Source organism: Pseudomonas sp. RIT288 (genome assembly GCF_000631985.1).
Classification (GTDB): Bacteria; Pseudomonadota; Gammaproteobacteria; order Pseudomonadales; family Pseudomonadaceae; genus Aquipseudomonas.
In genome coordinates this window covers 20,290-43,886 of record NZ_JFYN01000007.1, presented here as the reverse complement: position 1 = coordinate 43,886, position 23,597 = coordinate 20,290, and the positions used below count along the sequence as shown (strand labels likewise).

28 protein-coding genes are annotated in these 23,597 nt (G+C 61.0%); 17 read left to right on the top strand and 11 right to left on the bottom strand.

Annotation, left to right across the window (positions count from 1 at the left end; genetic code table 11):
• Nucleotides 1–98: 98 nt before the first annotated feature.
• Nucleotides 99–983, top strand: a complete 885-nt coding sequence (locus BW33_RS08385; RefSeq protein ID WP_047598292.1) for a LysR substrate-binding domain-containing protein — start codon at nucleotides 99–101, stop codon at nucleotides 981–983.
• 140 nt (nucleotides 984–1,123) lie between these two features.
• Here BW33_RS08385 and BW33_RS08380 read toward each other — a convergent pair whose 3' ends face one another.
• Together BW33_RS08380 and BW33_RS08375 are read right to left on the bottom strand one after the other, a co-directional pair.
• Nucleotides 1,124–1,729, bottom strand: coding sequence for a DUF6338 family protein (locus BW33_RS08380; protein WP_047598289.1), 606 nt, complete (start codon nucleotides 1,727–1,729; stop codon nucleotides 1,124–1,126).
• A 184-nt stretch (nucleotides 1,730–1,913) separates the two neighbouring features.
• Nucleotides 1,914–2,249 (bottom strand): hypothetical protein, encoded by a 336-nt coding sequence (locus BW33_RS08375; protein ID WP_047598287.1) that lies wholly within the window; start codon nucleotides 2,247–2,249, stop codon nucleotides 1,914–1,916.
• Nucleotides 2,250–2,432: 183 nt separating this feature from the next.
• Between BW33_RS08375 and BW33_RS08370 the strand changes: the two genes are divergently transcribed.
• Nucleotides 2,433–2,672, top strand: a complete 240-nt coding sequence (locus BW33_RS08370) for a hypothetical protein (protein WP_047598284.1) — start codon at nucleotides 2,433–2,435, stop codon at nucleotides 2,670–2,672.
• Between the two features lie 341 nt (nucleotides 2,673–3,013).
• Nucleotides 3,014–3,376: an NUDIX hydrolase gene (locus BW33_RS08365; protein ID WP_047598283.1), complete on the top strand. Its 363-nt coding sequence runs from the start codon at nucleotides 3,014–3,016 to the stop codon at nucleotides 3,374–3,376.
• A gap of 4 nt (nucleotides 3,377–3,380) precedes the next feature.
• Here BW33_RS08365 and BW33_RS08360 read toward each other — a convergent pair whose 3' ends face one another.
• The 3 genes from BW33_RS08360 to BW33_RS08350 form a co-directional block, all read right to left on the bottom strand.
• Nucleotides 3,381–3,623, bottom strand: coding sequence for a DUF1652 domain-containing protein (locus BW33_RS08360; protein ID WP_047598282.1), 243 nt, complete (start codon nucleotides 3,621–3,623; stop codon nucleotides 3,381–3,383).
• Between the two features lie 109 nt (nucleotides 3,624–3,732).
• The gene (locus tag BW33_RS08355) at nucleotides 3,733–4,632 is read right to left on the bottom strand and encodes a polysaccharide deacetylase family protein (protein ID WP_047598281.1); all 900 of its coding nucleotides are present in this window, start codon (nucleotides 4,630–4,632) and stop codon (nucleotides 3,733–3,735) included.
• Nucleotides 4,633–4,763: 131 nt separating this feature from the next.
• A complete protein-coding gene (locus tag BW33_RS08350) occupies nucleotides 4,764–5,711 on the bottom strand; it encodes an ABC transporter substrate-binding protein (protein WP_047598279.1) in 948 nt (315 codons plus the stop codon).
• Nucleotides 5,712–6,003: 292 nt separating this feature from the next.
• Here BW33_RS08350 and BW33_RS08345 point away from each other — a divergent pair, with 292 nt between their 5' ends.
• From BW33_RS08345 to BW33_RS08330, 4 genes are all read left to right on the top strand, one after another.
• On the top strand, nucleotides 6,004–6,990 hold the full coding sequence (locus tag BW33_RS08345; protein ID WP_047598277.1) for an aliphatic sulfonate ABC transporter substrate-binding protein: 987 nt from the start codon (nucleotides 6,004–6,006) through the stop codon (nucleotides 6,988–6,990).
• 60 nt (nucleotides 6,991–7,050) lie between these two features.
• On the top strand, nucleotides 7,051–7,896 hold the full coding sequence (locus BW33_RS08340; RefSeq protein ID WP_047598275.1) for an ABC transporter permease: 846 nt from the start codon (nucleotides 7,051–7,053) through the stop codon (nucleotides 7,894–7,896).
• 48 nt (nucleotides 7,897–7,944) lie between these two features.
• The gene (locus BW33_RS08335) at nucleotides 7,945–8,523 is read left to right on the top strand and encodes an SOS response-associated peptidase (protein WP_047598273.1); all 579 of its coding nucleotides are present in this window, start codon (nucleotides 7,945–7,947) and stop codon (nucleotides 8,521–8,523) included.
• 348 nt (nucleotides 8,524–8,871) lie between these two features.
• Nucleotides 8,872–9,144: a hypothetical protein gene (locus BW33_RS08330; RefSeq protein ID WP_047598272.1), complete on the top strand. Its 273-nt coding sequence runs from the start codon at nucleotides 8,872–8,874 to the stop codon at nucleotides 9,142–9,144.
• A 45-nt stretch (nucleotides 9,145–9,189) separates the two neighbouring features.
• Here the strand turns inward: BW33_RS08330 and BW33_RS29945 are convergent, their stop codons facing one another.
• The 3 genes from BW33_RS29945 to BW33_RS08320 form a co-directional block, all read right to left on the bottom strand.
• Nucleotides 9,190–9,333, bottom strand: a complete 144-nt coding sequence (locus BW33_RS29945; RefSeq protein ID WP_166497409.1) for a hypothetical protein — start codon at nucleotides 9,331–9,333, stop codon at nucleotides 9,190–9,192.
• 62 nt (nucleotides 9,334–9,395) lie between these two features.
• Entirely contained in the window at nucleotides 9,396–9,707 is a 312-nt protein-coding gene (locus tag BW33_RS08325) for an AzlD domain-containing protein (protein ID WP_171061873.1), read from the bottom strand.
• A complete protein-coding gene (locus BW33_RS08320; RefSeq protein WP_047598269.1) occupies nucleotides 9,707–10,405 on the bottom strand; it encodes an AzlC family ABC transporter permease in 699 nt (232 codons plus the stop codon). The genes BW33_RS08325 and BW33_RS08320 overlap by 1 nt, the downstream gene beginning before the upstream one ends.
• A 152-nt stretch (nucleotides 10,406–10,557) precedes the next feature.
• Here BW33_RS08320 and BW33_RS08315 point away from each other — a divergent pair, with 152 nt between their 5' ends.
• On the top strand, nucleotides 10,558–10,944 hold the full coding sequence (locus BW33_RS08315) for a DUF2784 domain-containing protein (RefSeq protein WP_027612976.1): 387 nt from the start codon (nucleotides 10,558–10,560) through the stop codon (nucleotides 10,942–10,944).
• On the opposite strand, the gene BW33_RS08310 is transcribed toward BW33_RS08315, so the two are convergent.
• A complete protein-coding gene (locus BW33_RS08310; RefSeq protein WP_047598268.1) occupies nucleotides 10,941–11,468 on the bottom strand; it encodes a DUF3087 domain-containing protein in 528 nt (175 codons plus the stop codon). The genes BW33_RS08315 and BW33_RS08310 overlap by 4 nt on opposite strands.
• A 223-nt stretch (nucleotides 11,469–11,691) precedes the next feature.
• Here BW33_RS08310 and ppnN point away from each other — a divergent pair, with 223 nt between their 5' ends.
• A complete protein-coding gene (gene ppnN, locus BW33_RS08305) occupies nucleotides 11,692–13,065 on the top strand; it encodes a nucleotide 5'-monophosphate nucleosidase PpnN (protein ID WP_047598267.1) in 1,374 nt (457 codons plus the stop codon).
• A gap of 307 nt (nucleotides 13,066–13,372) precedes the next feature.
• Nucleotides 13,373–14,107: a substrate-binding periplasmic protein gene (locus tag BW33_RS08300; RefSeq protein ID WP_047598265.1), complete on the top strand. Its 735-nt coding sequence runs from the start codon at nucleotides 13,373–13,375 to the stop codon at nucleotides 14,105–14,107.
• Nucleotides 14,108–14,240: 133 nt separating this feature from the next.
• On the opposite strand, the gene BW33_RS08295 is transcribed toward BW33_RS08300, so the two are convergent.
• The gene (locus BW33_RS08295) at nucleotides 14,241–15,635 is read right to left on the bottom strand and encodes an FAD/NAD(P)-binding protein (protein WP_047598264.1); all 1,395 of its coding nucleotides are present in this window, start codon (nucleotides 15,633–15,635) and stop codon (nucleotides 14,241–14,243) included.
• Nucleotides 15,636–16,199, bottom strand: a complete 564-nt coding sequence (locus tag BW33_RS08290) for a helix-turn-helix domain-containing protein (RefSeq protein ID WP_047598262.1) — start codon at nucleotides 16,197–16,199, stop codon at nucleotides 15,636–15,638.
• 85 nt (nucleotides 16,200–16,284) lie between these two features.
• Between BW33_RS08290 and BW33_RS08285 the strand changes: the two genes are divergently transcribed.
• The 7 genes from BW33_RS08285 to BW33_RS08255 all read left to right on the top strand — a co-directional run bounded on the left by BW33_RS08285 (nucleotide 16,285) and on the right by BW33_RS08255 (nucleotide 23,525).
• The gene (locus tag BW33_RS08285) at nucleotides 16,285–17,220 is read left to right on the top strand and encodes a DMT family transporter (protein ID WP_047598260.1); all 936 of its coding nucleotides are present in this window, start codon (nucleotides 16,285–16,287) and stop codon (nucleotides 17,218–17,220) included.
• A gap of 247 nt (nucleotides 17,221–17,467) precedes the next feature.
• On the top strand, nucleotides 17,468–20,386 hold the full coding sequence (locus tag BW33_RS08280; protein WP_047598258.1) for a monovalent cation/H+ antiporter subunit A: 2,919 nt from the start codon (nucleotides 17,468–17,470) through the stop codon (nucleotides 20,384–20,386).
• The gene (locus BW33_RS08275; RefSeq protein WP_003225953.1) at nucleotides 20,386–20,730 is read left to right on the top strand and encodes a Na+/H+ antiporter subunit C; all 345 of its coding nucleotides are present in this window, start codon (nucleotides 20,386–20,388) and stop codon (nucleotides 20,728–20,730) included. Before BW33_RS08280 ends, BW33_RS08275 begins: the two co-directional genes overlap by 1 nt.
• Complete coding sequence (locus tag BW33_RS08270) at nucleotides 20,727–22,406, top strand: monovalent cation/H+ antiporter subunit D (protein ID WP_047598257.1); 1,680 nt, start codon at nucleotides 20,727–20,729, stop codon at nucleotides 22,404–22,406. The genes BW33_RS08275 and BW33_RS08270 overlap by 4 nt, the downstream gene beginning before the upstream one ends.
• The gene (locus tag BW33_RS08265) at nucleotides 22,403–22,891 is read left to right on the top strand and encodes a Na+/H+ antiporter subunit E (RefSeq protein WP_047598256.1); all 489 of its coding nucleotides are present in this window, start codon (nucleotides 22,403–22,405) and stop codon (nucleotides 22,889–22,891) included. The genes BW33_RS08270 and BW33_RS08265 overlap by 4 nt, the downstream gene beginning before the upstream one ends.
• Nucleotides 22,888–23,166, top strand: coding sequence for a K+/H+ antiporter subunit F (locus BW33_RS08260; protein WP_003225959.1), 279 nt, complete (start codon nucleotides 22,888–22,890; stop codon nucleotides 23,164–23,166). Before BW33_RS08265 ends, BW33_RS08260 begins: the two co-directional genes overlap by 4 nt.
• The gene (locus tag BW33_RS08255; RefSeq protein WP_027612967.1) at nucleotides 23,163–23,525 is read left to right on the top strand and encodes a Na+/H+ antiporter subunit G; all 363 of its coding nucleotides are present in this window, start codon (nucleotides 23,163–23,165) and stop codon (nucleotides 23,523–23,525) included. The genes BW33_RS08260 and BW33_RS08255 overlap by 4 nt, the downstream gene beginning before the upstream one ends.
• The last annotated feature ends 72 nt before the right edge of the window (nucleotides 23,526–23,597 follow it).

Here is a 23,597-nt window from a genome sequence, read left to right as displayed (position 1 = left end):
GATTGCGTCACGCTCCCGCCATCTCATGGTGCTTATGTTCATTGCTTGGCGCCGTCGGGACAAACGTAAAATCGACCCGCAATCCATGACTAAAACGAATGAATCCGCGAACCCTCACCCCTTCCATGTCGCTGTTGCTGGCCTTCGAGGCCGCCGCACGCCATGAAAGCTACACCCGCGCCGCCCACGAACTGTCGCTGACACAAAGCGCGGTCAGCCGTCAGGTGCAGATTCTGGAAAAGATGCTCGGCATGCGTCTATTCAGCCGCGAAGGCCGGCAAGTGGTGCTGACCGATGTCGGGCGCATGTATCAGCGCGAACTGGCCGAAGCCCTCGGGCAGATCCGCAGCGCGACGTTGCAGGCCATGGCGTTCGGTTCGGGCATTCACAGTTTGCGTCTGGCGACGCTGCCGACCTTCGGTTCTAAATGGCTGCTGCCGCGACTCAAGGACTTCTACACCGCACACCCCGGCATGACCGTGCACTTGCATTCGCGCATCGAAGCGATCGACTTCGACACCAGCGAAATCGATGCGGCGATCTGTGTCGGTGCGGGAGACTGGCCAGGGCTGAGCGCCCTGCCCCTGCACACTGAAGAGCTGGTGGTGATTGCCAGTGCGCAGTTGTCATTGGCCGAACGCGACGAAGCCGAACAGCACATCGCCGGACAGTTACTGCTCAATGTCAGCAGCAATGCCCAGGCCTGGGCGGAATGGTTCACGCATCATGGTTTGCCACACCGCAGCATGCGCATCGGCCCGAGCTTTGAAATGACCTCGCACCTGATTCAGGCGGTGCGGGCGAATATTGGCGTGGGGCTGGTGCCGCGGATTCTGGTGGAGGATGAATTGCTTAACGGCGAGCTGCTGCAACTGGGGGAGCCGATCACCAGCCGGCGCAGCTATTACCTGGTGTATCCGCCGCGTAATGAGGCGTTGCCATCACTGAAAGCGTTCAGGGACTGGTTGGTACGATCGTTATGACAGATCGTCTCGCCCGAGCAACGTTCACCGCTTGGGAGGTGGTGGAGCGCTAGGACCACGGGCAGTTTGCGGCGAGTTCCTGTCGTTCGAGCCAAGGTAGCGTGCCACATCTGGCGGCATGGGTCTCGGTGCTTCGGCGGTCATGGCTGGCTCTCTTTTATGGTGGTGAATTCAACCCACTGAACTTTCGACGAATCTATCACCAACAGGTCGGCGTCAAAAGGCTGGGCAACGCCATCGTCACCCAACCATTTCGGGCTCTGCATCACAAACTGTCCATTCGCAGGTTCGGCAGGCCATTCACAAGGCCAGCCAAACAGGCGCCTTTCGTCGTTCAAATGCAGCGTAATGAGCCGATCGTGGCGTGCAAAGGTGCTGTACCACTGGCTGGGAAATGACGTTTTTCTGGTTACATTTCGAAACCGTAACCAAGCATGCAACTTGTCATTTGAAGCGAGATTGCAGGAAAGAAATCCGAGCGTCACTGACACAAAGAACGCCCATATTGTCTGCGCCTTGCCATCCCATATTCCTACAGAAAATCCCTTCGTCCCCACCCATAGACAGATTGCACCTATCCCCAATACAGCCCCATGAATCACAAACGTAAAGATCAACGCCTGCACAATCTGCCCAAACGTATCAGGCCGTTTGAACGCGGTGAGCGTGTAAAAAATCCAGGTCGAGACAAATCCGGGAATCAGATACTGCAACAGCGGAACAACTTCTTTGACCAGATCATCCATGATCCGTGGCTCCTTGAAAGGCATGCCCCTCCGGTTACCGGGCGGCACTCAAAAGCCTAGCGCACACTGGAATACGCCTCGTGTCGATCTGTCACAGCGCATTTCGCAAAGCAAAAAAAAGCAGAAACCGTTGATCCGGTTTCTGCTTTTTTTGGCCGCGGGCTTTTGCGGCTGAGGCCGTGCTCTACAGGCAGTCACGTACCGATTTGCGCAACGACCCGGACTTGGCCCATGGCGGTCCCTGATACAGGGAAACGCGGCTGCCGTCCTTGTATTTGATGATGTCGAGAATCTCGTCGGCGGTAACGAGGCTCGGTGCCTTGATCCGGTAGCCGTTGGAAATGGATGTCTGCGTGGTCTTCGGAACGTCTTGCTGCCACAACGGCAACAAGCACGCGGCATAGTCTTTAGGCGCCTTGGTGGTGGTTTTGCTGAGATTTGGCTCGCCCGGCACCAGCGATGCTGGCAATGAGCAACCTGCCAGCAATGCCAACGCCAAACTCCCGATCCATATCCGCATGGTGTTTCCCTGATCTGAAAAAACGCGAATGTAACGTGTAACCGGTTATACATCCATCCCGACACCTCGCTACAAGGGCATTTGGACAAATATTTACATCCATTCACCTGGTGACAGACGAGCTGCACATCGACGATGAAAAATGCGGCTACTCTGTTTTACCGAGAATGACCGGAGGTGATCATGCGGCTCAATCAATACGAACACGAACTTCAGCGTGACCTGCAAGCCGTTGCATCGGATCTGAGATGGTCGGCAGTCGACCTCAAGCGCATTGCCGAACAGTTGCGCAAGAGCGGTAATGAAGCGGATGCCCAAGCGGTTCTGAGGTCTTGCGAGGTGCTGCAAAGTGATGAAGAACGATTGCAATCCTATGCCAAGGAAGTGAAAACGCGCTCCATCAGCCGAAGCAAGGTTCACTGATAGCGACCTGCCCTCAACAAGAGCCCCGGCAATCACCGGGGCTCTTTCGTTACATCTGCTTAAAGTGACGGTGTGACCTCGCGCCCGCGCAGAGCGTTGTCTGTAACCCGACAACGCAGCGGGTCAGGCTCGCGCTTCCTCTCTGCTACCCAATGACGCGAACCGGTCGCCGTTGTACAGCCCGCCTTGCCCCACCTGACTCGCAGCCCGCGATGTGCCAAGGCTCTGGCACTTTTAACCCGAGCAAACGATCAAACACCTCGTGGAACCTTTAAACCGGGGGCCGGCTCGAATATTGCAGTTTTATTTCATTTATGTGACAAGCAGTAAACAGGTAACAGATGAAAGTACGCGCAACCGTTATTTGCGAGCAGGATCGACACGTTCTCCTGGTGCGCAAACCCCACTGCCGCTGGACCTTGCCCGGCGGCAAGGTCGAGCCTGGGGAAACCAAAGCCGGGGCGGCGACGCGCGAGCTGCAGGAAGAAACGGCACTGGATGCCGAGCAGATGTTGTATCTGATGGAACTGCACAGCGGCAGCACCCAGCACCATGTCTACGAGGCCTCGGTGCTCGACCTTGAGCAGTTGCGTCCGCAAAACGAGATCATCGAATGCATCTGGCATCCGCTGGACTCGGTACAGAATCTGCCCACCAGCGACGCGACCTTGCGCATCGTGCAGGCGTATCAGCGGCGTTTGTGAGAGATCAGCCGGCGAATGCCCGGCGTCCGGCGCTCATTTCCGTGCGCAATTCGCCGATGAAGTTGGAAATATCGCGGATCGTCACCAGATGTTCCGGCGACACACCATTGAGCAGCAACTCGACTCGCCCGGACTCAGGCTCATACACCTTGATCCGCAGCAGCCCCTGCTCCACTTGTGTGCATTCGCACTTAAGCGACGGGAAGCCGGATTCGACAATCCGGCAAATGTCGGCAATGGCTAGCATGGGCGCACGCCTCGCAGGCGATGAGTCGGTCGACCCGTTGAGCATAGATGAGCCACCAGCAACCTGCCGCCCCGGCAAGTGCCAACCCGATCACATTTCCAGCGCGGCCTCAGTGGGCGTCATGATCCCAGATCCAGTTCCACATCCCCGGCAACTGCACCGGCTCCGAACTCTGCTGAACGGTGCGCGCCAGCGCCGCTTTCTGCAGCGCCGCGTGATCATCGTAGAACGGTTTGTTCGCCAGCCTCACGCCAGTGGCCGCGGCGCTGTCGAGCAGGATCTGCAGGTATTCGCGGGTATGCCGCGCGGTGTAGCGATTGAGGTCATGAAAGGTCACCACCACCGGAATCACCCCGTCCACGGTGGGAAATTCGCCGAGGGCAATTCGCTCGCGGACTTCCGATAGCTGGCGCAGCATATTCGCCCGGCGTCGGGGACTGGCGTTGAAGCCCCAGATCTTGCCGTCATTGGCGCTCAAATCGGTCAACAACACATGCAGTCCGTGTCGCTGATAGGCGGCGAAGGTGCGCTTGTCGTAATTCCAGAATGGCGGACGCAGCAGGATCGGCGCAGCTCCGGTGATCGCGGCGATATCCGCCGTGCCGTTGCTCAACGACTGCTCCAGCGCTTGCGGATCGAGCGAGCGATGGTTGGTGTGCCAATGGGTGGCGGTGTGGAATCCGAGGATGTGCCCTTCGGCATGCTCACGCTGCATGATGCCACGACCGATTTCACTGTTGCCGGCGCGTGGCGCGCGGGTCTGGACGAAGAACACCGCTTTGATGTCCGGTTGCACCGGGTTGACCTTGAGGCTGTCGAGCACGGTCGTCGACGGATTCCAGAAACTCGAGGCGCTGGGGCCGTCATCGAAGGTGAGCAGAAAGCGCACCGGGGCCTGGGCCTTGAGCCGGGTTTCGGTTTGCGTGGTCATTTCGATCGGCGCGGCAATGCAACCGGCCAGCCCAAACGCGATGGCTGCTGCACAGAGAAGGTTGAACGCGTATTTCATGTTTTGCCTTGCGCCTGACCGTTGCGGTCCTGTTGTCGTCTGGCAAAACTCCCTCGCCCTGATCCATCCCTGCGCCCGGTTTCGCGAGCCAGGTTTGGATAGGGTACACAGGCTTTGGTTCCGGCGCTCGTTCAGTCAGCCAGTGCCTGTTGAAACGAAGTATCGATGACCCCGGCGGTGGCCAGCGGCGCCGGCAAGGCCTTGACCTTGAACAGGAAGTCCGCGGTGCCTTGCAAGTCGGCTGCCGCCTGTTGGTCCACCGGCCCAACGGTCATGTGCGCCTGGCGCAACCAGTGCCGTGAAACCTGCTGATCGAGATTGGCTTTCTTCGCCCACAGGTCCGCGTATTCGTCGGTGTGGCTGTCGACCCAGGCCCGCGCCCGCTTCAAACGCCCGAGAAAATCGGCGATCGCTGCACGTTTGCTGTCGATCGATGGCGCCGACGCGGCAATCGCGCTGAGGCCCGGCATCAGGTTTTTCGCGGTGAGAATCGGCCGCGCACCGGAGAACACGATTTGCTGGGAAATGTACGGTTCCCACACCGGGAACGCGTCGATGCTGCCCTGCGGCAACGCGGCCGCGGCATCAATCGGCATCAGTTTGACGAAATCGACGTAGTTTTCCGGCAGACCGCCCTGCTCCAGGGCGCGCAAGGTCAGTTGCTGGCTCCAGGCGCCGGGCCAGTAGGCGACTTTCTTGCCCTTCAGATCAGCGATGGTTTTCACCGGCGAATCTTTCGGCACCAGCAAGGCGATGGTATCCGGGTTCTGCCGCGATACACCGATCAGTTTGACTGGCGCCTGTTTGGCGGCGAGAAACAGAAAACCCGAATCGCCGAGAAAGCCCAGATCCAGCGAGCCGCTCTGCAACGCCTCGGCCAGTGGCGCGGCGGCCTGGAAGTGCTTCCAGTCGACGCTGTACGGTGCGTCTTTCAGCACGCCGGAAGCTTCGACCGAAGCGCGGATGTTGTAGTAGTTCTGGTCACCGACGTGCAGGACCAAGGGCTCAGCGGCGTAGGCAAACGGTGCGGCGAACAAGGCGGTCATCAGTGTGCTGCGGAGCAAACGGGAGAGCTTCATGGCGGGTCCTGCGGCGGGATTTTGCATAGACCATAACGCTGTTGATAAACCAATTTTAAATTCGATTAATGCATAAGCTAAGCGCTTCGAATGCTCACTGTTCGCTGCGCAACAGTGCGATATCACAGTGTTGCCCGAGCAACAGTTGAAAGGCGCGAAAACCTGCGAAAACCCCGTAAACATGGGCCGATAGGCACATGGCACAGAGCCTGCAATATTCCATTCATGCAGGACGCAGTCGATAAAAATATATTTTTGGACATAAAAACCAGTGCCTTTGCCGGAGCGCCCCATGACATCGTTCTTACCGTTTACCCGCCTCAAAACGCTGCTGGTCGCCAGCGCCATGGCGTTGAGCCTGCAACCTCTGGCCCAAGCTACCGAAGCGCCGCCTGCGGAAGTCCATCTGGATTACGCCTACTACTCGCCCGTGAGCCTGGTACTCAAGCATTTCGGCTTTCTCGAAAAGGCCCTGCCGCAGACCAAAGTCACTTGGGTGCTGAGCCAGGGCAGTAACCGTTCGCTGGAATACCTGAACAGTGGCGGCGTCGATTTCGCCTCCAGCGCCAGCCTCGCTGCAGTGCTGAGCCGGGCCAACGGCAGCCCGATCAAATCGGTCTACGTCTACAGCCGCGCCGAATGGACTGCGCTGGTGGTGCGCAAGGATTCGCCGTATCAGAGCGTCGCCGACCTCAAGGGCAAGAAAATCGCCGCCACCAAAGGCACCGACCCGTACCTGTTCACCCTGCGCAGCCTGCAACAGGCCGGGCTGAAGAAAGACGACGTGGAACTGGTGCACCTGCAACATCCGGACGGCCGCACCGCGCTGGAAAAAGGCGATGTCGACGCCTGGGCCGGACTCGATCCGCACATGGCCGCCAGCCAGGTTCAGGCCGGTTCGCGTTTGCTGTATCGCAACCCGGCATTCAACAGCTACGGCGTGGTCAGCGTCACCGAGCAGTACGCCAAGGAGCATCCGCAAACCATCGACACGGTGATCAAAGCCTACGAGCAGGCGCGGCAATGGGTGCTGAAAAATCCCGACGAGTTCGCCGCCCTGCTCGCCAAGGAATCCGGCCTGCCGCTGGACGTGGCCAAACTGCAGTTGTCGCGCACCGACCTCAACAGCCCGCAACTGACCGCCAACGATGTGCAGGCGTCCAAGGCTGCGGCACCGATTCTGGTCTCCGAGGAACTGGTGCGGCGTGGAGTGAATGTCGATCAAGTCATCGATCAGTTGCTCGACAGCGGTGTGCAGCAAGCCATCGCCCGCCAGTAAACGACCAGACTCACAGCCCATCCGCGCCCGACGCGGATTCGCTGTGAGCGGAGCCCACGTATGACCACTCGCAGTAACGAACTGCCCGCGCCGCCTCGCAGCTTGTCGAGACCGCGCCCTTCATCCCTCAACCCGACGTGGCGCCGACGTCTGAAAGGTCTGGCCCTGCCACTGCTGATCGTGGTGGCCCTGGAATGCATCGTGCGTCTCGGCTGGCTGCCGTCCTATCAGATGCCGGCGCCCAGCGAGATCGCCCTGACCCTCACCGACCTCGCCGAAGGCGCACTGTGGAAACACATCGGCGCCAGTCTGCTGCGGGTGTTGCTCGGGTTTGCAATTGGCGCCGGCCTGGCGCTGGTGTTCGCCGCTTGGGTCGGTTTGAGCCGCGAGGCCGAGGCGTATCTGGAACCGACGTTCGCCGCGCTGCGTTCGATTCCGAGTCTGGCCTGGGTGCCGCTGTTGCTGCTGTGGCTGGGCATCGATGAAACCTCGAAGATCGTGCTGATCGCCATTGGCGCGTTCTTTCCGGTGTACGTCAACGGGGTCGCGGCGATTCGCAATATCGATCGCAAACTGGTCGAGGTCGGACACATCTATGGTTTCAGCCGCTGGCAACTGGTGCGGCGGATTCTGCTGCCCGCCGCCCTGCCCGGCCTGTTCACCGGACTGCGCAGCGGCATGAGTCTGGCGTGGATGTTTCTGGTGGCCGCCGAGCTGATCGCCGCGACCAAGGGCCTGGGTTATCTGCTCAGCGACGGCCGCGAAACCTCGCGACCGGATATCGTGCTGGCAGCGATCATCGTGCTCGCCGTGCTCGGCAAACTCAGCGACGGCCTGCTCGCGGTGCTGGAGCGCCGCTGGCTGGTCTGGCGCGACACGTTCACCGGTCAGGAGGCGCAGGATTGATTGGCCAGAGCCAACTAAGCTGAAAGCGTCCAACCGGAGATTCGGCGCATGTGCGGAAGACTCTCGCAGTACCGTGGCATTCACGACTTTGTCGCGGTGCTGAGCATTCCCGATGCGCTGATCAATCACGTCGGCGACGCCGCGCTGGAGCGCTACAACGCGGCGCCGATCAACGCCCGCGTGGAGAAAGTCGCTCATGGGCCGTTCTTCCGGGCGATCTGGCGTCATCGGCTGATCGTGCCCATCGACAACTGGTTCGAATGGGTCGACGGCCCGGATAAAACCCGACAGCCGTGGCTGATCCGTCGCGCCGATCACGGGCCGGTTTTCTGCGCCGCCATCGGACAATTTCCGACACCCGACAGCGATGCCCAGGACGACGATGGATTCGTGATCATCACCGCCGACAGCATCGGGGGGCTGCTCGATATCCATGATCGCCGACCCGTGGTTTTTCGCGCTGACATGGCTGCCGAGTGGCTCGACCCGGCAACACCTGCGGAGCGCGCCGAACAGATGCTGCTGTTCGAAGGTGAAGCCAGCGAGGCCTTCGCCTGGCACAAAGTCGGCACAGCTGTCGGCAACTCACGCAATCAGGGTGCCGGGCTGATTGACGAAGTGGCTTAAAGATCCGTGATCTCACGCGTTTACCCTGTAGGAGCTGCCGCAGGCTGCGATCTTTTGATCTTGATTTCAAAGATGAAGATCAAAAGATCGCAGCCTGCGGCAGCTCCTACAGGTGATTACAGGTGACGCATAGTCTTTACAGGTGGTGTTTCATCGCTGAGACAGCTCGAAAAAAACAGTCGTTTGAGCGAACCAACCGCCTGTCTGACATTTCAACCGTCATACATACATTTAGATGCACTACGGATAGCATGCGCGCCGCATTTCCAATTGGCATACCAATTGACCAAAGAGTCAACAAAACCAGGAATCCCCTACAACTTTTACCAAGCCTTGCAGAGAACTAAGTTGCGCGACGATTTTGCAATCAAACAGGCCAACGACCTGGAGTGTATTTATCTGTCCATGACAGAACGCTTTCAACTCGACTGTTTTATCGGCCACTACATCAAGACCCGAAACCTGCGTTCAGTGCCGGACATCGAACGCATCCTGCGCACCACTCTCGAAAGCTATCCCGGCCACCCACCGGTGATGGTCAACGAACTCAATGCGTGGATCGACAAGACTCTGGGCTATCGGGCATCACATCCGGACTTCCCGCACCTGGAAGACCTCTGAAACAACAAAAAGCCCCGCTGCTGCGGGGCTTCATGCAGATGGCTCTCAGAGTTTCACGTCTGGCCCGGTGAGTTCCTTGCCATCGTCGTGCTTCCACGTCTGTTCCTTGCGTTTCTCACGCTCGATTTCTTCTTCGCTGGGCTCATCTACTTCTTCATCTTCATCCGCACGCTGTTGCTCGGTCGTCATGTGCACCTCGCTTTGTCGCAACTAGTCATCCAACAAGCGTAGAACAGTTTTTTCCCGCCAACTTACAACCACCAGCGCAGCAAAAAGAAAAACGCCATGCTCAAGAGCATGCTGAGCAAGGTATTGCGGGTGTACAGCACCAGCCCGATCGCCACCAGCGAACTAAGCAAATACGGGTTATCCCACTGCAAATTCAGCTGTTTGTCCGGCATGAACACGATCGGCCCGCAGATCGCCGTGAGCATTCCCGGTACGGCAAATCCGAGAAATTGCCGTGCGTTGCTGCTCAAGCGCACCGGCAGGCGTGGTTCGAGAAACACGTAACGGTTGAGGAACACCAGAATCCCCATGCCGAAAATCACTGCCCAGACCATCATGCGCGCCCCCGATACAGCTTGTTGCAGACAAATCCTGCGGTCATCCCGGCCAGGCCCGACAACACCAGTGCCGAGCCCCACTGCCAATAACTGAACAGCACCGAGCAGAACAGCGACACCGCCACACACACCACGGTCGGCACATTACGCACCACCGGAGTGATCAACGCGATGAAGGTGGCGGCAATCGAGAAGTCCAGCCCCAGATGCTCAAGTCCCGGAATGCTGCTGCCCAGCACGATGCCGGCCAGGGTGAACAGGTTCCAGGCGATATAGAAGGTCAGGCCGACGCCCAAGGCGTACCAGCGGTTGAACTGCTGGCGATCATGCTGACTGGTCAGGGCGAACAGTTCATCGGTGAGCAAAAAGCCCAGGCCGATGCGCCATCGCCCGGGCAGCGGCGAGATCACCGAACGCATGCTCATCCCGTACAACAAGTGCTGCGAGGTCAGCAGCAGCGTGGTCAACAGAATCGAGAAAATCCCGGCACCGCCCTTGAGCATACCGATCGCCACCAGTTGCGCGGCCCCCGCAAACACGATGCTCGACAGGCCCTGCCCCTGCAAAGGCGTGAGATTGGCCTCGATCGCCATGGAGCCGGCCAGCAGCCCCCACGGCGCCGTCGCCAGCGATAACGGCATGATCGCCGCAGCGCCGCGAAGAAACGCACTGCGCGGCATAAGTGAGTCAGACATAACGCTCTTCAACCGAGGAAACGGTCGCAGACTCTGCCAGCAAATGCCCCTTGGCGGCTTGAACGATCTTGCGCACTTGCGCTAAATCGCAGCGCCCCGGCGTCGCTGTCGGCGTACCATGGAGGCCTTCACAACCGCGTCAGGGAGACGACATGTTGTACCGAATCGCAGCCGACGGGCTGGTGCTGTTTCATCTGTCATTCATTCTGTTCGTGCTGTTCGGCGGGCTGCTGGTACTCAAGTGGCCACGCCTGATGTGGCTGCATTTGCCAGCGGCCGCGTGGGGCGTGGCGGTCGAGGTGTTGCACCTGACCTGTCCGCTGACCTACTGGGAGAACCTGATGCGCCACGCCGCCGGGCAGACCGAATACGCCGGCGGCTTCATCGAGCACTACATCTGGCCGATCATCTACCCCGCCGGGCTCACCCCGCAGATTCAACTGGCGCTGGGCAGTGTGGTACTGGTGATCAACCTGCTGGTCTACGGGCGCCTGGCCCGTGCGTGGAAACTGCGCCGCGCCAGCCGCATCCCGTTTTAACGCGTAGCCGGTTTCAAGGCTTGCAGCCAGGCTGGATCCAGGCGCTTCTGGTCGATCTCCAGCCCCAGCGCCTGCATCCGCTCCTTGTGCACTTCGACTTCCCGGCGCAACTGTGCATGATCGCTGGAGTTACCGTCCAGTTCGTGCATCTGGGTCAGCCCCAGATGATAGAAGCGCAGCAACTTCATCGCGCCCGGATCGTTCTGTTCCACCGCTACGGTCACCTGATGCATCACGTTGGTCACGCTCATCAGGCTGCGTTTGAGCCGCCAGCTATAGACGGCCGGCGCCATCCACGACTGCTGCCAGAACTGCCCACGCAGCAGCGCCGCCGTCAGCAGAAACGCGACGAACACCCCGCCGACATTGAAACGCAGGTTATCCCCGCCGGGCTCGCCGAACAGCGCCACCGCCGCCGTCGAAAGCACCATCGCCAGCACCAGGAACAGCACGGCAATGATCAGCGTGCTGCGGCGGGTCTGCTGGCGAAACGTTGCTGGGTCCATCGGCTGGATCTCGAACATCAGGCATGACTTCCTTGAGCGATAAAAAGAGCAACGGAAAAAACTCGCTGCGCATTATCGCCTCTCTCGGGGATTTAGCTATGCTGGGGGCCCTTTTCATCTTTTCAGCGTCCAACGGGGACATGGCGGTACAGCGCAGATCGTGCCATCTTCATTCATGGATACACACTATTCGGATGCCATTTGCCTGCCATTGGAATGACATCGTTTTAAGGATCATTGCATGACCCAACGACACGTAATCAACGCCTCGGTCAGCCCGAAAGGCAGCCTGGAAACCCTTTCTCAACGTGAAGTTCAGCAACTGAGCGAAGCCGGATCCGGCAGCACCTACACCCTCTTCCGCCAGTGCGCCCTGGCCATCCTCAACACCGGCGCGCATGTCGACAACGCCAAGACCATTCTGGAAGCCTACAAGGACTTCGAAATCCGTATTCACCAGCAGGACCGCGGTGTGCGCCTCGAACTGCTGAACGCCCCGGCCGATGCTTTCGTCGATGGCGAAATGATCGCCAGCACCCGCGAGATGCTGTTCAGCGCCCTGCGCGACATCGTCTACACCGAAAACGAACTCGACAGCCAACGCATCGACCTCAGCACCTCGCAAGGCATCAGCGACTACGTCTTCCACCTGCTGCGCAACGCGCGCACCCTGCGTCCGGGTGTCGAGCCGAAAATCGTCGTGTGCTGGGGCGGTCACTCGATCAACACCGAAGAATACAAATACACCAAGAAAGTCGGCCACGAACTGGGCCTGCGCAGCCTCGACATCTGCACCGGTTGCGGCCCCGGCGTGATGAAAGGCCCGATGAAGGGCGCGACCATCGCCCACGCCAAGCAGCGCATCCACGGTGGGCGCTACCTCGGCCTGACCGAGCCGGGCATCATCGCCGCCGAAGCGCCGAACCCGATCGTCAACGAGCTGGTGATCCTGCCGGACATCGAAAAACGTCTGGAAGCGTTCGTCCGTGTCGGCCACGGCATCATCATCTTCCCGGGCGGCGCCGGTACCGCCGAAGAGTTCCTGTACCTGCTGGGCATCCTGATGCATCCGGACAACGCCGGCCTGCCGTTCCCGGTGATCCTGACCGGGCCGAAACATGCCGCGCCGTATCTGGAACAGCTCGATGCCTTCGTCACCGCCACCCTCGGCGAAGCAGCGAAACAGCACTACGAAATCATCATCGACGATCCGGCCGAAGTCGCGCGCCAGATGACTCAGGGTCTGAAAGCCGTTAAGCAGTTCCGCCGCGAGCGCAACGATGCGTTCCACTTCAACTGGCTGTTGAAAATCGACGAAGGCTTCCAGCGCCCGTTCGATCCGACCCACGAGAACATGGCCAACCTGAAACTGCACCGCGACCAGCCACCCCACGAACTGGCCGCCAACCTGCGTCGGGCGTTTTCCGGGATCGTCGCCGGCAACGTCAAGGACAAGGGCATTCGCCTGATCGAAGAACACGGGCCGTACCAGATCCGTGGTGACGCGGCGATCATGCAACCGCTCGATGCACTGCTCAAAGCCTTCGTCGCCCAGCACCGGATGAAACTGCCGGGCGGTGCGGCGTATGTGCCGTGCTATCGCGTGGTGGCGTAACCCTCCAGCCCCCCATCCCCCTGTGCCAGCCACCCATGCAGGCACAACAAAACCAAAGTGGGAGCGAGCCTGCTCGCGAATAGGCCAGGTCAGCCACTTCAAATGGTGACTGATCCACCGTTTTCGCGAGCAGGCTCGCTCCCACAGGTTGTGTGCCAGCCACAAATACCAGGCACACCACAATGTTTCTGCGTACGCCGGCTCTGCCAATCCGTCCTGTTTTCTGACGCAAAAGCCCCGTACATTCCTCACGACAGCCACCCTCGGCCCGTACTAAGCTTCGCGATCAATTTTTCAGGGACGATTAATGAAAAGGATTGCCGCGTGCCTGCTGTCACTCCTGACCCTGGCGGCCGATGCGGCCGATCTGCAACTGCTCACCGACAATCACCCGCCCCTGCATTTCCAGCAAGGCGATCATCTGGTGGGGTATGGCGTGGACGTAGTGCGGGCGCTCGCGGAACAGACCGGCGACCGGATCGACCTGCAGCAGGTGCCCTTGCTGCGTGCCTTGCGCACCGCCAGCGAAACAGCCAGCACCGGTGTGTTCACTGTCCTGCGTACCGATGAGCGCGATGAGCGCTATCAATGGGTCGGGCCGCTGATTGAAGTCGAAACCGCCCTCTACGCCCGTGCCAACAACCAGCCGCCGGTAAAAACCCTGCAACAGGCGGATCAGGCCGGGCGCATCAGCGTGCCGCGCAAATGGCTGATCTACAGCTACCTGCAACGGCAAAACCTGAACAACCTCGATGGCGTCGAACCCCCGGAACAGATGATGCGTCTGTTCAGCCTGGGCCGGACGGATTTCGTGGTCTCCGACACCCTGTCCACCGCCGCCCTGGCCCGCACCCAAGGCATGGAACCGGGACGCTTGCAGTATCAGATGTCGCTGATGAAACAGGACACCTACATCGCCTTTTCGCTGCAGACCGATCCGGCTCAGGTCAAACGCTGGCAACAGGCGCTGGATACCTTGCGCGCCGAAGGGCGCCTGGAGCAGATTCGCCAGCGCTGGCTGATGGACGCACTGCCGAGGTGACTGAGCTGCCCCGTTCTACTGTAGGAGTGAGCCTGCTCGCGATAGCGTCAGCCCCTTCAGTACTGATGTGACTGACCCACCGCTATCGCGAGCAGGCTCACTCCTACAGAGACCCGTGCAAGCCGGCCCGCTTTCAATCCACCAGCCGCGCCGCCAGCAGCTTGGCCTGCGACGCCACATCCGTTACCGCCGTGCTCTCCCACCACATCCCGCGCAACGGTGGCCCCATCGCGAACAGTCGGCTGCCGGCCTGACCTTCGGCGTCCAGCACCGCACCGTCCACCGCCGCCGCAATCCCCAACGCCAACGGCCCCGGACGCACCAGCCCGCGCGCCAGCAATTGCTGCGGCAGCGGGCGCGCGACGCGGCGCCAGTCGTACTCGATGCCACTGGAATTGATCAGCGCTGCACCCTGCACCACACAGCTTTCTGCCTCGCCGCGACGCCGAATACGAATGCTCACACCCTCGCCCGCCATCGGCTCAAGCCCCTTGAACGACGCCGCCTGAATCCGCAACCGCCCCTCGTGGTGCAAGCGCTCAACCAATGCCGCACTCAACGGCGGCGAACGGTGATGATGACTCTCCCACCACGGCCGTACATGGCGTACGAATTGTCGACGCTGCAGGTCAGTCGCCTGACTCCACAACCGTCCGATATGGGCCCGCACTGTGTCCAGCGGCGCCTGCCAATCAATGCCCTGAGCGATCGCCTCGCGGCAATGCCTGCGCAGTTCGCGCAACAACTGTCGCGGCGTGCGAATGCTCGGATCTTCGGCAAGAAAATCCATCCACGCCGGCGGTTGCCGACGCACATGGGGCAACAGTCCATGACGGGAAAACACTTCGATCAGCCCGCGATGCCCGGCCTGTTCCAGCGAAACCACCGCATCGACCATGGTCAGGCCGGAGCCAATGATCAACACAGTCGACTGCGGATCAAGCAGGCGCATGGCTGCGACATCCCACGGATCGAGCGCAGCAGCATTCAGACCGCTGGACTCCTTCTGCGGCGTGCGCGCGGCGGGGAACATGCCCGTGGCGAGCACAGCGTAGGTGCCGCACAACCGTCGTCCATCGCTCAAGCTCACTTGCACCGAATCGGTATCGGTTTGCAGATCGACGGCTTCGGCGCAGATGTGCTCGACGGTCGAACCGTGCTGCGCACCAACGAATCGCGCCTCGGCCAGGTGCTGCTGCACATACACGCCAAACAGCCCGCGTGGCGGGAACAGCTCACTGATCGGCACATTCTGCTCGGCAGATTCCGGCCAGCCACCGGCGGCAATGTGCGCGGTCAGCCATTGAGTCAGGTCATCGGGGTTATCGGGGTCGACACTCATGCGCGCTGCATTGCCATTGAGCGTGTGGCCAAGCTCGACGGCGCTGTAGGCTTCGCCACGGCCGAGTTCGGCACGCGATTCGATGATCAGGATCCGGCGTTGGCCTGGCAGTCGCAGCAATTGCACGGCCAGCATCGTGCCGCTGAGGCCACCGCCGATGATCAGGATGTCTGCGCTCTGATGCATTCAAATCACCACATTACGCACAAAGCGCACCGCAACCGGCCCGTCATTGCGATAGCCGTGCGGCTGGTTGCTGGCAAACATGAAAAACTCGCCGGTCGCAATGGTATTGGTCACTTCGCCCACCGTTAGCGTCAGGCAACCTTCGAACACATAGATCTGCTCGCTCCAGCCATCGGCGTCGGGTTGCGACGGATAGACCTCACCCGGTTGCAGACACCATTCCCACTGTTCGACTTCACGGGTGGCGGTGGCCTTGGACAGCAATACCGCTTTGCTCCCGGGAATCACCCCGGCCCACGCCACCTCGTTGATGCGGCTGGTATCGCGCGCGTCGGGGGCCTGGATCAGGTCGCTGAAGGCCACGTCGAGCGCTTCGGCAACGCGATCGAGGGTGGTCAGGCTGACATTCTTTTCCCCGGCCTCGATCGCCACCAACATGCGCCGACTGACGCCGGACTTTTCCGCCAGCGCGGTCTGGCTCATGTCGGCAGCGTGGCGCAGGCGCCGGACGTTGTGGCTGACGTGTTGCAGGACGGACGCTCGTTGGCTGGAATCTTTGTGCACTATATTGCTCACTCGGTGGGGTTGGGCAGTATACTGCGCAACGTTGGGCGCATTGTGCGTCCTGCCTTTTATAGTGCGCAAGGTCATGACGTCAGTGAACAGCTCCCCCACGCCTCTTCGCTTCTCCCGCTTCAGCAAGGCCGAGTGCGTGCTGGTGCTGATCACCATGGTCTGGGGCGGCACGTTCCTGCTGGTGCAACACGCCATGACCGTCAGTGGCCCGATGTTCTTTGTCGGCCTGCGCTTTGCCGCTGCGGCCGCCATTGTCGCACTGTTCTCCTGGCGTCACTTACGTGAACTCACCTTGTTCGAGCTCAAGGCCGGCGCCTTCATCGGCGTGGCGATCATGCTCGGTTACGGCTTGCAGACGGTTGGCCTGCAAAGCATTCCAAGCAGCCAATCCGCGTTCATCACCGCGTTGTACGTGCCTTTCGTGCCGTTGTTGCAATGGCTGGTGCTGGGCCGTCGACCGGGGTTGATGCCGAGCATTGGCATCATGCTGGCGTTTACCGGTCTGATGCTGCTGTCCGGGCCTTCCGGCGCTTCGCTGAATTTCAGCCCGGGGGAAATTGCCACCCTGATCAGTGCCATCGCAATTGCCGCCGAGATCATTCTGATCAGCACCTATGCCGGTCAGGTCGATGTGCGCCGGGTGACCGTGGTGCAACTGGCGGTGACCTCGGTGCTGTCGTTCCTGCTGGTGGTGCCGACTGGCGAAGCGCTCCCGGATTTTTCCTGGACCTTGCTGGTGACCGCACTGGGCCTCGGCGCGGCGAGTGCGGCGATTCAGGTGGCGATGAACTGGGCGCAGAAAAGTGTTTCGTCGACCCGGGCAACCTTGATCTATGCCGGTGAGCCAGTGTGGGCCGGGATCGTCGGGCGGATTGCCGGGGAGCGCTTGCCGGCGATTGCCTTGGTTGGCGCCGGGTTGATTGTGGCGGCCGTGATTGTCAGTGAGCTGAAGACCAAGGGTAAGATTGTCGAAGAAGACGCTGAGCTGGAGCGGGAGACCCAAGGCTGATCCGCAATATCTTGAGTGCCTGAACCGTAGCTATCGCGAGCAGGCTCACTCCTACAATTGAAATGCGTTTCCCCTGTAGGAGTGAGCCTGCTCGCGATGAGGCCATCCCAAGCAACATCCATCTACCTGAAACAATGCCAAACAGAAAATTCCAGACTACTTTGTAGGATTCTGAGACATCCTGGCGTTTGGTAATCAGGGAGCTGGCACGTATGATGCTTCACAAACTTCCGCAGATTAGAAGCCTATGTCCCTGATAGTTCTACTGCTTCTGCCATTCATTGGCAGCTGTCTGGCAGCGGTGCTGCCACACAACGCGCGTAATACCGAATCCCTGTTGGCAGGTCTGGTCGCTCTGATCGGCACCGTGCAGGTCGCGCTGTTGTACCCGCAAATCGCCCACGGCGGGGTGATCCGTGAAGAATTCATGTGGCTGCCCAGCCTCGGTTTGAACTTCGTCCTGCGCATGGACGGCTTCGCCTGGCTGTTCTCGCTGCTGGTGCTGGGCATCGGCGCCCTCGTCTCCTTATATGCGCGTTACTACATGTCGCCGGACGACCCGGTGCCGCGCTTCTTCGCCTTTTTCCTGGCGTTCATGGGCGCCATGCTCGGGCTGGTGATCTCCGGCAACCTGATCCAGATCGTGTTCTTCTGGGAGCTGACCAGCCTCTTCTCATTCCTGTTGATCGGCTACTGGCACCACCGCTCCGATGCCCGACGTGGCGCCTACATGGCGCTGATGGTCACCGGTGCCGGGGGACTATGCCTGCTGGCGGGGGTCATGATCCTCGGCCATGTCGTCGGCAGCTATGACCTGGACAAGGTCCTGGCCGCCGGCGATCTGATTCGCGCACATGCCCTCTACCCTGTTCTGCTTCCCCTCATCCTCATCGGCGCCCTCAGCAAAAGCGCCCAGTTCCCTTTCCATTTCTGGCTACCGCACGCCATGGCGGCGCCCACCCCGGTGTCGGCTTATCTGCACTCGGCGACCATGGTCAAGGCCGGGGTGTTCCTGCTTGCGCGCCTGTGGCCGTCGCTGTCCGGCAGTGAAGAATGGTTCTACATCGTCAGCGGCGCCGGTGCGTGTACGTTATTGCTCGGTGCCTACTGCGCAATGTTCCAGAACGACCTCAAGGGCCTGCTGGCCTATTCGACCATCAGCCATCTGGGCCTGATCACCCTGCTGCTGGGCCTGAACAGCCCACTGGCAGCGGTCGCCGCGGTGTTCCACATTCTCAACCACGCCACCTTCAAGGCCTCGCTGTTCATGGCCGCCGGGATCATCGACCACGAAAGCGGTACCCGTGACATCCGCAAACTCAGCGGCCTGATCAAACTGATTCCGTTCACCGCGACATTGGCCATGGTCGCCAGCGCGTCAATGGCAGGCGTACCGTTGCTCAACGGCTTCCTGTCGAAAGAAATGTTCTTCGCCGAAACCGTGTTCATCAACGCCACTGCGTGGGTCGAAGCGGCGTTGCCGATTGTCGCGACCATCGCCGGTACCTTCAGCGTCGCCTACTCGCTGCGCTTTACCGTCGATGTGTTCTTCGGCCCGACCGCCACCGACCTGCCGCACACCCCGCACGAACCGCCGCGCTGGATGCGTGCGCCAGTCGAACTGCTGGTGTTCACCTGTCTGGTCGTGGGGATTTTCCCGGCCCAAGTGGTCGGCCCGCTGCTCGCGGCCGCCGCACTGCCGGTGGTGGGCGGCACGCTGCCCGAGTACAGCCTGGCGATCTGGCACGGGCTGAACGCGCCAATGATCATGAGCCTGATCGCCATGTCCGGCGGCATCGTGGTCTATCTGCTGCTGCGCAATCAGCTCAAGCGTGGACGCTTCAAATACCCGCCGCTGGTGGGCCGCTTCAACGGCAAGCGTCTGTTCGAACGCAGCCTGGTGCTGATGATGCGCATGGCCCGTCGGGTAGAACGCCGCCTCGGCACCCGTCGCCTGCAAATGCAACTGTTCCTGATGGTCCTGGCGGCAGTGCTCGCCGGCCTGATCCCGATGTTGCACAGCAGCCTCAGCTGGGGTGACCGGCCGAAGATTCCGGGTTCCATCGTGTTTGTCACCCTGTGGCTGCTGGCGATTGCCTGCGCCCTCGGCGCCGCATGGCAGGCCAAGTATCACCGTCTCGCCGCCCTGACCATGGTCAGCGTCTGCGGGTTGATGACCTGTGTGACCTTCGTCTGGTTCTCGGCGCCGGATCTGGCCCTGACGCAACTGGCGGTGGAAGTGGTAACCACGGTGCTGATCCTGCTCGGCCTGCGCTGGCTGCCACGGCGGATCGAAGAAGTCTCGCCACTGCCGTCGAGCCTGCGCAAGGCCCGCGTGCGGCGCTTGCGCGACTTGCTGCTGTCGATTGCCGTCGGCGCCGGCATGGCGCTGCTGTCCTACGCGATGCTGACGCGGCAGACGCCCAACGACATTTCCTCGTTCTACCTCAGTCGCGCCATGCCCGAGGGCGGTGGCAGTAACGTGGTCAACGTGATGCTGGTGGACTTCCGCGGCTTCGACACCCTCGGTGAAATCACCGTGCTGGTGGCCGTGGCGCTGACCGTGTTCGCCCTGCTGCGACGCTTCCGCCCGCCGAAAGAAAGCCTGCAGCTGCCGGCTCAGCAACGCCTGCTCGCACCGGACGTGGTCACTGATCTGGTCAACCCGCGCAGCGCCAGCGACACCGCGCTCGGCTTCATGATGGTGCCGGCGGTGCTGGTGCGCCTTTTGCTGCCGATTGCGCTGGTGGTGTCGTGCTACCTGTTCATGCGCGGCCATAACCAGCCGGGCGGCGGTTTCGTCGCCGGACTGGTGATGTCGGTGGCGTTCATCCTGCAATACATGGTCGCCGGGACGCAGTGGGTCGAGGCGCAAATGAGCCTGCGACCGCTGCGCTGGATGGGCACCGGGCTGCTGTTCGCCACCGCCACCGGTCTCGGCGCGATGGCGGTCGGTTATCCGTTCCTGACCACCCACACCTGGCACTTCGCCTTGCCGCTGCTGGGCGAGATCCATATCGCCAGCGCGCTGTTCTTCGATATCGGGGTGTACGCCGTGGTGGTGGGCTCGACGCTGCTGATCCTCACCGCCCTCGCCCACCAATCGGTGCGTGGTCACAAGACCGCGTCGCTGCCCAAGTCCGTCGCCAGCAAAGGAGCCGTCTGATGGAAGAAGTCATCGCAATCGCCATCGGCGTGCTCGCCGCGTCCGGGGTCTGGCTGGTGCTGCGGCCACGGACGTTCCAGGTGGTCATGGGCCTGTGCCTGCTTTCCTACGCGGTCAACCTGTTCATCTTCAGCATGGGCAGCCTGTTCATCGGTAAAGAACCGGTGATCAAGGACGGCGTGACCCAGGACCTGCTGCACTACACCGATCCACTGCCGCAGGCACTGGTGCTGACCGCCATCGTCATCAGCTTCGCCATGACCGCGTTGTTCCTGGTGGTGTTGCTCGCGTCGCGGGGCCTGACCGGCACCGACCACGTGGACGGCCGGGAGCCCAAGGAATGATGGCGATGACTCACCTGATCGCCGCACCGATCCTGCTGCCGCTGTTGACCGCCGCCATCATGTTGATGCTCGGCGAAAAGCACCGGCCGCTGAAGGCGAAAATCAATCTGTTCTCCAGCCTCGTCGGCCTGTTCATTTCGGTGATGCTGCTGCAGTGGACGCAAACCACCGGCGTGCCCGGTTCCATCGGCGTGTACCTGCCGGGCAACTGGCAGGCGCCGTTCGGCATCGTGCTGGTGGTCGATCGCCTGTCGGCATTGATGCTGGTGCTGACCGGGATCATCGGCGTCAGCGCCCTGCTGTTTGCCATGGCGCGCTGGGACGGCGCCGGGTCAAGCTTCCACGCGCTGTTCCAGATTCAACTGATGGGCCTGTATGGCGCCTTCCTCACCGCCGACCTGTTCAACCTGTTCGTGTTCTTCGAAGTGCTGCTCGCCGCCTCTTATGGTCTGTTGCTGCACGGTTCGGGTCGGGCGCGGGTGTCGTCGGGCCTGCACTACATCTCGATCAACCTGCTGGCCTCGTCGCTGTTCCTGATTGGCGCGGCGCTGATCTATGGCGTCACCGGCACCCTGAACATGGCCGATCTGGCGCTGAAGATTCCGCTGGTGCCGGAAACCGATCGTGGCTTGCTGCACGCCGGCGCGGGGATTCTCGCGGTGGCGTTCCTCGCCAAGGCCGGCATGTGGCCGTTGAACTTCTGGCTGGTGCCGGCCTACTCCTCAGCCAGTGCGCCGGTGGCGGCGATGTTCGCGATCATGACCAAGGTCGGCGTCTACACTCTGCTGCGCCTGTGGACACTGCTGTTCTCCGGGCAGGCCGGGGCTTCGGCGTTCTTCGGTGGCGACTGGCTGATCTACGGCGGCATGGCGACCATCGCCTGCGCGGCGCTGGCGATTCTCGCCGCGCAACGTCTGGAGCGGATGGCCAGCCTGAGCATTCTGGTGTCGGCCGGGATTCTGTTGTCGGCGGTGGGTTTCGCCCAGCCGAACCTGATCGGCGCAGCGCTGTTCTATCTGGTCAGCTCGACCCTGGCACTGAGTGCGCTGTTCCTGCTGGCGGAGTTGATCGAGCGTTCGCGTTCGGCCAACGAAATCCCGCTGGAGGATGAAAGCGAGTTGCTGCCGCGTCCGCAGGAATCCCTGCAACCGCCCAAGGGCATCAACCTCGATGACGAGCAGAAAGCCGTGGTCGGTCAGGTCATTCCGTGGACCATGGCGTTTCTCGGCCTGAGCTTCATCGCCTGCGCGCTGCTGATCATCGGCATGCCGCCGCTGTCCGGATTCATCGGCAAGCTGAACCTGATCGGTGCGCTGCTCAATCCACTGGGGCTGGGTACTGATGCGCCGATCTCGAACGCGGCCTGGGCGCTGCTGGCGCTGCTGATCCTGTCCGGACTGGCCTCGTTGATGGCATTCGCGCGCATGGGCATCCAGCGTTTCTGGACGCCCGAGGAGCGCCCTTCACCGCTGCTGCGCAAGCTCGAATGTGCGCCGATCTTCCTGTTGCTGGGGCTGAGCATCGCCCTGACCTTCAAGGCCGAACCGCTGCTGCGTTACACCCAGGCCACCGCTGACGCGCTGAATAATCCGCAGCAATACGTGATGGCGGTGCTCGGTACCCGCGCCGTGCCAAGCCCGGAAGCCAAAGCGGCGATGCTGGAGGTGCAGCCATGAAGCGCGTATTTCCGGCTCCGTTGCTGTCACTGGCGTTGTGGGTTTTGTGGCTGACGCTGAACTTGTCTGTCAGCCCGGGCAACCTGCTGCTCGGCGCAATACTCGGGTTCGCCGCACCGTTGATGATGCGCAAGCTGCGCCCGAAACAGGTGCGCATTCGCCGCCCGCTGACCATCCTGCGCCTGTTCCTGCTGGTCGGCCGTGACGTGATCCTCTCCAATCTGATCGTCGCGTGGGGCGTGCTCAACGCCGGTCGCCGACCGCCGCGTTCGCGCTTCGTCAAAGTCCCGCTGGACCTGCGCGACGCCAACGGTCTGGCGGCGCTGGCGATGATCTGCACCGTGGTGCCCGGTACCGTGTGGTCGGAGCTGGCGCTGGATCGCAGCATTCTGCTGCTGCACGTCTGGGATCTGGATGACGAGGCGCACTTCATCCACCACTTCAAGACTGCCTACGAGCAGCCGTTGATGGAGATTTTCGAATGAGCCCGCTGCTGTCGAACGCGATTCTGCTGACGCTGTTCCTGTTCTCACTGGCGATGGTCCTGACCTTGATTCGCCTGTTCAAGGGGCCGTCGGCACAGGATCGGGTACTCGCTCTGGATTACCTGTATATCGTCGCCATGCTGATGATGCTGACCCTGGGCATTCGCTATTCCAGTGACACTTACTTCGAAGCGGCGCTGCTGATCGCGCTGTTCGGCTTCGTCGGCTCGTTTGCCCTGGCGAAATTCCTGCTGCGTGGCGAGGTGATCGAATGAATGCTGAATTGTCATTGTGGGTCGAGATTCCGGTGGCGATTCTGCTGGTGCTCAGCGGAGTGTTTGCGCTGATTGGCGCGACCGGATTGCTGCGCATGAAGGATTACTTCCAGCGCATGCACCCGCCGGCGCTAGCCTCGACGCTGGGCGCGTGGTGCGTGGCACTGGCGTCGATCATCTGTTTCTCGGCATTGAAATCCGGGCCGGTGATGCATGCCTGGCTGATTCCGATTCTGCTGGCGATCACCGTGCCCGTGACCACGTTGCTGCTGGCGCGGGCAGCGCTGTTCCGCAAGCGCATGGCGGGGGATGATGTGCCGGCTGAGGTGAGTAGCCGCCGCACCGAGAGCGGCAGCTGAAGTTTTATATTGTCTGTAATGACGCCATCGCGAGCAGACTCACTCCTACAGGGGAACGCATTCCAAATGCAG